Origin of the sequence: Synechococcus sp. R55.7 (assembly GCF_047461955.1) — a bacterium.
In the GTDB taxonomy this organism is placed as follows: Bacteria; Cyanobacteriota; Cyanobacteriia; order Thermostichales; family Thermostichaceae; genus Thermostichus.
In genome coordinates, this window is sequence record NZ_JANSIC010000053.1 from 5,274 (window position 1) to 13,400 (window position 8,127).

Here is an 8,127-nt window from a genome sequence, read left to right on the forward strand (position 1 = left end):
CCCTCAACCTCCAAACCCTCAAAAACTCTATCCTGCCAGAGCTCAGAGGCGAAAGTTAGTTGAGTGGGGATCCCTTCAATAGGGCCACTTCCAGTTGCGCACCTCCGGCAGATCTTCCCCGTGTTTGCAGATGTACTGCTTGTGCTCCACCAGCTTGTCCCGGATAAGCTGCTGGACGTGATCCCGCCGGTACTTGAAGCGATCCACCCGCTCCAAGACGTCGTTGGCCAAGTTAAAGCGATCCACCTGGTTGAGAACGCACATGTCGAAGGGGGTGGTGGTGGTGCCTTCCTCCTTGTAGCCGCGCACGTGCAGGTTGTGGTGGTTGGGACGGCGGTAGGTGAGGCGGTGGATGAGCCAAGGATAGCCGTGGAAGGCAAACACGATGGGCTTGTCGGGGGTGAAGATACTGACAAACTCCTTGTCGCTAATGCCGTGGGGGTGTTCGCTGGGCGGCTGCAGCTTCATTAGGTTCACCACGTTCACCACCCGGATCTTGATCTCCGGCAGGTGCTGCCGCAAAAAGTCCACCGCCGCCAGGGTTTCCATGGTGGGCACATCGCCGCAGCAGGCCATCACCACATCCGGCTCTGAACCCTGATCATTGCTGGCCCATTCCCAGATGCCCAAGCCCTGGGTGCAGTGCTTGATGGCCGCATCCATATCCAGGTACTGCAGGGCCGGCTGTTTGCCCGCCACGATCACATTCACGTAGTGGCGGCTGCGCAGGCAGTGGTCGGCCACCGAGAGCAGAGTATTGGTATCCGGGGGCAGGTAGACGCGGATGATTTCGGCCTTTTTGTTGACCACGTGATCCAAAAAGCCGGGATCCTGGTGGCTAAAGCCGTTGTGATCCTGCCGCCACACGTGGGAAGTCAGCAGGTAGTTGAGGGAAGGGATGGGCCGCCGCCAAGGAATGTGACGGGTGGTTTTCAGCCACTTGGCGTGTTGGTTGAACATGGAGTCCACCAGGTGGATGAAGGCTTCGTAACAGGAGAAGAACCCGTGTCGCCCGGTCAACAGATAGCCTTCTAGCCAGCCCTGACAGACGTGCTCGCTGAGGATCTCCATCACCCGTCCATCTGGGGAGAGGTGCTCGTCGCAATCGTAGATGGGAGCTACCCAGGTGCGGTCACTGGCCTCAAACACAGCATCCAAGCGGTTGGAAGCCGTCTCGTCGGGGCCAAAGAGGCGGAAGTTGTGGGGGTTGAGCTTCATCACATCCCGCAGAAATTGCCCCAGAACTCGGGTGGCTTCGGCTTCGGTGGTGCCGGGGCGGGGGACAGGCACGGCGTAGCGACGGAAATCCGGCATTTTCAGCTCCCGCGTCAGCAGGCCGCCGTTGGCGTGGGGCAAAGCCCCCATGCGTTTTTCCCCTTTGGGGGCCAGCTCTTGCAGCTCCGGCAGCAGACGGCCATTTTCATCGAAGAGTTCTTCCGGCTTGTAGCTGCGCATCCAGTCTTCCAGAGCTTTGAGGTGATCGGGTTTTTTGGCCAGATCCGCCAGAGGCACTTGGTGGGAGCGCCAGAAATCTTCCACCTTTTTGCCGTCCACCTCTTTGGGGCCGGTCCAGCCTTTGGGGGTGCGCAGGATGATCATCGGCCACTGGGGACGAGTGGGATCCCCTTTGCTGCGGGCATGCTGCTGGATTTCTTGGATCTCGTGGATCACCGTGTCCAAAGTGGCGGCCATCAACTGGTGCATCTCTGCCGGCTCGCAGCCTTCTACGAAGTAGGGTTTGTAGCCGTAGCCCACAAACAGATTTTGCAGCTCGTCACGGCTGAGGCGGGCCAAAACGGTGGGATTGGCGATCTTGTAGCCGTTCAGGTGCAGAATCGGCAGCACTGCTCCGTCGTGGATGGGGTTGAGGAACTTGTTGGAATGCCAGGAAGCGGCCAAGGGGCCGGTTTCCGCTTCTCCATCCCCCACCACACAGGCCACCAGCAGATCGGGGTTATCAAAGGCAGCCCCAAAGGCGTGGGCCAGGGCATAGCCCAGTTCTCCCCCCTCGTGGATGGAGCCAGGGGTTTCCGGAGCCACGTGGCTGGGCACGCCGCCGGGGAAGGAGAATTGCTTGAAGAGCTTGCGCATGCCTTCGGCGTCTTGGCCGATGTTGGGATACACCTCGCTGTAGGTGCCTTCCAAGTAGGTGTTGGCCACCAGAGCAGGGCCACCGTGGCCGGGGCCGGTGATGTAGAGGATGTTGAGGTTTTCCCGTTTGATGATGCGGTTGAGATGCACGTAGATGAAGTTCAACCCGGGTGTGGTGCCCCAGTGCCCCAGCAGGCGTGGCTTCACATGTTCCAGTTTTAGGGGTTCTCGCAGCAGCGGGTTGTCCATCAAATAGATTTGCCCGACCGACAGATAGTTGGCGGCCCGCCAGTAGGCATCCATTTTGCGAAGCTCGTCGGCGGTGAGCGGTTTTGTCGAGAGCTGTTCTGCCAGAACCATAGCTGTACCCCATAGGTATCTCTACTCCTATGGTGATCCGGGTTTGCCCAATTGCCGGGGGATCTTGGGATTCCTTTGGATTTGGCTCATTGGGTGAGCGGTAGGCACCTGTTACCACCACCAGGGCTTGATCGGGGTGCCGTCGGGAAAGATCAGGCCGGCAATCCGGGATCCGCTGTGCTTTAACCCTTCGATCTGAGCTCCTTCCAGGTTGGCTTGGGTTAGGTTGGCCCCGCTGACATCGGCCCGCCGCAGGTTAGCCCCCTGAAACTGGGCCTGACGCAGCTCGGCGCCGCTGAGATTGGCCCCTTCCAGGTCGGCATTTTGCAAGTTGGCCCCCCGCAAGTCCGCCCGCTGTAGGTTGGCTCCCCCCAAGTCCGCTCCCTCCAGGTTGGATCCACGCAGATCCGCCCGGTTCAGATCCGCTCCCCTCAGCCGGATCTGACAGAGCACCAGTTCTCGCAGATCGGCTTTGCTCAGGTCTTGGCCGGAGAAATCCTGTCCCTGTCCCCCCCAGTTCTGCAACTGCCAGATGTGGCGCACCCGTTCTTCTAGGTGGGTCTCTTCCGAAAGCCGGGATCCCCGCAGGCTGGTGCCGCTAACTTTTACCCCCCTCAGGTCGGATCCCCGCAGGTCGGCTCCCTGTAAGTCGGCTCCGCTCAGCTTGGCCCCTTGCAAATCCGCTTGGCGCAAATCCGTTTGCCGCAGCCGGGCGCCGTTGAAGTTGCAAAAGCGCAAGTTGGCCCGCCTCAGGTTGGCCTCCCACAGGTTGATCCCCCCCAGCCGTGCTTCTTGAAGGTCGGCTCCCTCCAGGTCTGCATAGGCAAAATCCCGCTCCCCCCGCCGATAGGCCACGATCACCCCTTGCGCTCCCCCCACCGGGCGAAAGGGGCTGTAGGTGCAACAGGCCTGTTCTGCCTCCGGCTGGCCTAGCTGAGACAACAGCCGCCAAGCTTCCAGCCGCACCGCCCAAGAGCTGTTGCCAGCGAGGGCTGCAATGAGTTCGGCCAGGCCCGCCGACCCGTACTGCAGCAACTGGGATAGCGTGGCTAAGCGCACGGCTTCATCGCTATGGGCGAGTCGTCGCCGCGCCCCCTCGAGACCTCCCAGCACTAAGGCATGGGCCGGGGCGCTCCCGGTTGCCGTTTGCCCCCCCAACACCAGATCCCAAGGTTGGGGCCGGGATCCCTGGCCAGTTCTGACAGCCGGCTGAGGCTTACCTACCATGGGCAGATCCCGATGAACCTGGCTTATAGCCAACGCCCCACCACCACGCGGATGGTGCCATCCTCCAGCACTTCTTCGGCCTCGATGGTATAGCCCTGCTCACGGGCTGAGCGCAGCAAACTTTTGTGGGCGTAGCGCTGCAAAATCGGCTCCAGGAAGGTCTTGGGATCGATGCCCGCCCCCCACAGATCGGCCACCAGCTCGTAGTGATCCCCGTTGCGACGAAACCCGATGTCGAAGCCATTCTTTTGCCGGATCACCAGATCGGCGCGGGTGCGGTTCCAGAGATAGCCCCGCAGGCTGGCATTCCGCTGCACAGCGTAGCCCAATTCCTTCAGAGTCTCTTCCAGGAGATCGGCGTCTTTGATTTGCACTTGCAGGGTGGTGAAGTGAGACATGGCCCTTCCAATCCTTTGACCGATGGAGACCGGATCCTCACTATAAAGCGCCCTTGGGGTGGTGGAAGAAATGTAAACCATCCTGCGGTGGGTCGAGCGAGCGGAACGCAGCTCCCCCTTTCTCCCGCAGGAGTGCAACACACCTGGGCCTGGAGGGTCGCTGGGCTGGCCTGACCTGCCTTCTTATGTAGGCGCGCGCTGCGGCATTCGCGATAGCGGTACGGAGCACCAAGGCTGAGGCATCCGCGCCTGGCGTGTTCGGTAACACAGAAATCTTGGATCTACATCTAGCGTCTAAAGTCAAGAATTGACGATAGTCTCCACTATGTTTGGAGGCAGCAGCAAAAATCTGTCCCACAGGGATCTGTTCTCGTCTGTCTCCGGCTGGAATTGCCGGCGATGAGGTACCAAACCAGCCCCAAGCCGTTCCAAAAACCCGCCGATGACCCTTGCTGTGCCTTGCCAAGTAAGCTTTTCCGATGGCTCTGCGAACAAAAATACTCATCTCTAGTCCCACAAATTGGATGAAAAAATTGCTTTTTTGTCTCTTGAAGATCTCTTGAAGATCTGATTTGGTACTAAAAACTGGTCAAGCAAGTGGAATAATTTTTTCAATCTATCTAGAACTTAAGATTGAGTTTATAAAATAGTTGATCTCTTCCCTCCTACTTAAGGTAGAGTTACTACTCAATAAAAAAGGACTTAAAGCACTGCCGGTAGTGTCTAGTGAAGCAGCCTCAATAAATTTAGTGAGTCAAACACCGAGTTCTGGATTAGATTTTTCGAAGTCAAAGCCTTTACGAAAAGGCTTTTGTGCTGGTATGAATAAGGTGCTGTTTGCAGAAAGGTCAGCTTCGTGTGTAGGAAGAGGGCCCGATGCAGCAGGAGAAGTAGAGATTCTGACAGGACATGAATTTATGGTGTGGGGTTTGATATGTCAGAAAGTCTTGACTTGCAAGATGCGGTGGGGCGTTTCTTAAAGACGATTGGCCGCTACTCGTTGCTCACCGCTGAAGAAGAGCTCCGCCTGGCTCACCAGGTGCAGCGGATGGTGACGCTCTTGGAGCAACGGCAGCCCCATGAGTCTGTGGAAGGTTGGAGCCAGCGGCTGGGGATCCCTTTAGCAGAGCTGCAGCAGATCCTGCGGCAGGGGGAAGCAGCCAAGAAACGAATGGTGGAGTGTAACCTCCGCTTGGTGGTGTCGATTGCCAAGCGCTATCGCAATCGAGGCTTGCCGTTTCTGGATCTGATTCAGGAAGGCACCATCGGCCTCACCCGCGCCGTGGAAAAGTTCGATCCCACCCGTGGCTACAAGTTCTCCACCTATGCCACTTGGTGGATCCGGCAAAGCGTGAACCGGGGCATCCAAAACAAGGGGCGGATGATCCGTCTGCCGGCCCACATGTACGAAAAGGTCTCCCAGGTGAAGCGGCGCTACCGCGAGTTATCTGCCGAAAGGGGATCCCGTCCCCAAGCGGAAGAAGTTTTTGATTCTCTGGATATTGGCGATAACTACCGGGAGCTGATCACCCGCCACATGGCAGAGATGCGTTCCTTGAATGTGGGGGTAGGGGATGAAGACGGCACCGAGCTGCAGCACTTCATCCCAGATGAAGACAACGACCCTGTTGAACACCTAACCCAGCTTGCCCGTCGAGAGGAAGTCCGCGCGCTGGTGGGCCAACTGAGTGAACGAGAACGACAGGTGATCGTGGCTCGCTATGGGCTGGATGGATCGAGGGGCCTAACGCTGCGGGAAATTGGGGAGCACATCGGCCTTTCGCGAGAGCGAGTCCGACAAATTGAGCGGCGGGCCTTGCGGAAATTGCGGCGGCTGCAACAGGAATACTCCACGCCCAAAGCTGCCAAACCCTGGGTTAACGGGAACCTGTAACCGTTTGCGTCAGCGGTGCGCAGCACTGTAGAAAGGTTTTTTCACCACTTCGGCAGGCTGGCGCTGCCCCCGAATTTCAATTTCCAGCCGGGATCCCACCTTGGCCCAAGCCGGAGCGACATAGCCCAAGCCGATGCCGTAGCCCAAACTGGGAGAATGGGTGCCGCTGGTTACCCGTCCGATCGGCTCAGGGGAGTTGGGAGCGTAGATGGCATAGCCGCTGCGGGGGATGGCCGGATGCAGCATGCGAAACCCCACCAGTTGGCGAGGGATCCCTTGCTGCCGTTGGCTTTCGATGGCGGGCTTGCCGATGTAGTCCCCTGGGTTGTTCACCAACCAGCCCAAGCCGGCTTCTAAGGGAGTGGTGCTCTCGTCCATGTCCTGCCCGTAAAGATGGAAGGCAGCCTCCAGGCGCAGGGTATCGCGGCAGCCCAGCCCACAGGGTTGTACGCCGGCCTGAATCAGTTGCTCCCAAAGGCGGATGCCGTCTTCGGGGCTGAGCATGACTTCAAAGCCATCTTCTCCGGTGTAGCCGGTGCGGGCCACGAAGATAGACTCTCCCAAGGCTCCCGCCGCTCCGGCAAACTGACCGTGCTGAAACCGGCGCAAAGCCTTCAGGGATCCCTCCAAAAAGGGCTGGAGAACCTGTTCGGCTGCCGGCCCCTGCACCGCCAACAAGACCCGAGTGTCGGAGTGATCCTGAAGGTTGACTCCGGGGATCCCTTGGAAGTGGTGGTTGAGCCAATCCCAATCCTTCTGCCGGGTAGCTGCATTGACGATCACGCTCCAGTGCTCCAGCTCACCCTCCGGTGGATGCCGGTAGAAGATGACATCATCCAAAATGCCCCCCAGTGGATTGAGCAGGACGGTGTAGCGACCGGATCCCACAGGAACGGCGCTCAGATCGCTGGGAACCAGACGGCTGAGGTGGGATCCCAGCTCCGGCCCCCAGAGGGTGAACTTGCCCATGTGGGAAATGTCGAATGTCCCCACCCTCTCCCGCACTGCCCGATGTTCTGCTATCACTCCCCGATACTGCAGCGGCATTTCCCAGCCGGCAAAAGAGACAAATCGCGCCCCCAAAGCTTGATGAAGGGAGAACAAGGGGGTGCGTTGCAGAGGCGTTTGGCTCATCAAGGGATCCTCAGCGGTCTAAAGACTAAAAGGTCAAAGACTAAAATAAGTGCAGCATCGCCCATTTCTCGGAGCTTGTGCCATGCGCCTTCTCCACACTATGATCCGCGTCGGCAACCTGGAGCGCTCCCTGCGGTTTTACCGAAAAAACGCCGTAAAGCCCTGCCTTTGAGGGTAGGGATGTAAGGCGCAGACCGTTTTATCCCTTCAGGAACGCTGTTCGCGGTAGCGGTGCGTAGCACTTTAAAATAGCAATATGTTGGTCAGAGAAGCCAAGCTGCTCAACGGCACAGCAGAGCAGTACCAAGCTCTGGATGAAGCCATTCGCACTGCGCAGTTTGTGCAAAACAAGTGTCTACGGTACTGGATGGATAACCGGGGCGCGACCAAAGCGGTTCTGTATTCCCTCTGCAAGGACTTGGCCAAAGAGTTCCCCTTCGCCCGCCAGCTCAATTCTGCCGCCCGTCAAGCTAGTGCCGAAAGAGCTTGGTCTGCCCTCTCCAACTTCTACCGCCGTTGCAAGAACAAAGAGCCAAGGAAAGGCTATCCGCAGTTCAAGAAGAACTGTCGGTCGGTCGAGTACAAGCTGTCCGGCTGGAAGCTGTCTCCTGACGGCATGTCCATCACGTTCACCGACGGCTTCAACGCAGGAACATTTGCCTTGTACTGCAATGGTGAGGCAAGACACCATATCCTAAACTCCAAAATCAATCGGGTGCGGGTGATACGCAGGGCAGATGGGTACTATGCCCAGTTCTGCTTGGATGTGGAGCGCAAGGAGCAGGGAGAATACACAGGCAATGTTATTGGCATTGACTTGGGCTGGAAGGCTTTCTACACCGACCAGAACGGCAACTCTGTAGAGTGTCCAAAGTTTCTCAGACGCAGCGAAAGGAGGTTAAAGCAGCACCAGCGCAGATTAAGTCAGTATCGGGAGGAATACACAACTTCACTTGCCTTGTGATATAATAATAATACTGCGGACACCAGAAACGGTTGTTTAAGGCACTGGTAACGGTCGAT

The 8,127-nt window shown here is 58.0% G+C and carries 6 protein-coding genes; 2 read left to right on the plus strand and 4 right to left on the minus strand.

The features are described 5' to 3' along the window. Positions 1 to 75 precede the first annotated feature (75 nt). The 3 genes from NW820_RS04385 to NW820_RS04395 all read right to left on the minus strand — a co-directional run bounded on the left by NW820_RS04385 (position 76) and on the right by NW820_RS04395 (position 4,076). Complete coding sequence (locus tag NW820_RS04385; RefSeq protein ID WP_414406787.1) at positions 76 to 2,451, minus strand: phosphoketolase; 2,376 nt, start codon at positions 2,449 to 2,451, stop codon at positions 76 to 78. Positions 2,452 to 2,562: 111 nt separating this feature from the next. Beyond that, positions 2,563 to 3,678 carry a pentapeptide repeat-containing protein gene (locus tag NW820_RS04390; RefSeq protein ID WP_414406788.1) on the minus strand — a complete coding sequence of 372 codons (1,116 nt, stop codon included), beginning with the start codon at positions 3,676 to 3,678 and terminating at the stop codon, positions 2,563 to 2,565. 23 nt (positions 3,679 to 3,701) lie between these two features. Beyond that, positions 3,702 to 4,076 carry a DUF1257 domain-containing protein gene (locus NW820_RS04395; protein ID WP_011432773.1) on the minus strand — a complete coding sequence of 125 codons (375 nt, stop codon included), beginning with the start codon at positions 4,074 to 4,076 and terminating at the stop codon, positions 3,702 to 3,704. Positions 4,077 to 5,010: 934 nt separating this feature from the next. Here NW820_RS04395 and NW820_RS04400 point away from each other — a divergent pair. After that, positions 5,011 to 5,970, plus strand: coding sequence for a sigma-70 family RNA polymerase sigma factor (locus tag NW820_RS04400; protein WP_011432772.1), 960 nt, complete (start codon positions 5,011 to 5,013; stop codon positions 5,968 to 5,970). A 9-nt stretch (positions 5,971 to 5,979) separates the two neighbouring features. Here NW820_RS04400 and gcvT read toward each other — a convergent pair whose 3' ends face one another. Next, positions 5,980 to 7,104, minus strand: coding sequence for a glycine cleavage system aminomethyltransferase GcvT (gcvT, locus tag NW820_RS04405; protein WP_414406789.1), 1,125 nt, complete (start codon positions 7,102 to 7,104; stop codon positions 5,980 to 5,982). Positions 7,105 to 7,360: 256 nt separating this feature from the next. Between gcvT and NW820_RS04410 the strand changes: the two genes are divergently transcribed. Continuing rightward, on the plus strand, positions 7,361 to 8,068 hold the full coding sequence (locus tag NW820_RS04410) for an RNA-guided endonuclease InsQ/TnpB family protein (RefSeq protein WP_011432770.1): 708 nt from the start codon (positions 7,361 to 7,363) through the stop codon (positions 8,066 to 8,068). Positions 8,069 to 8,127: the final 59 nt, after the last annotated feature.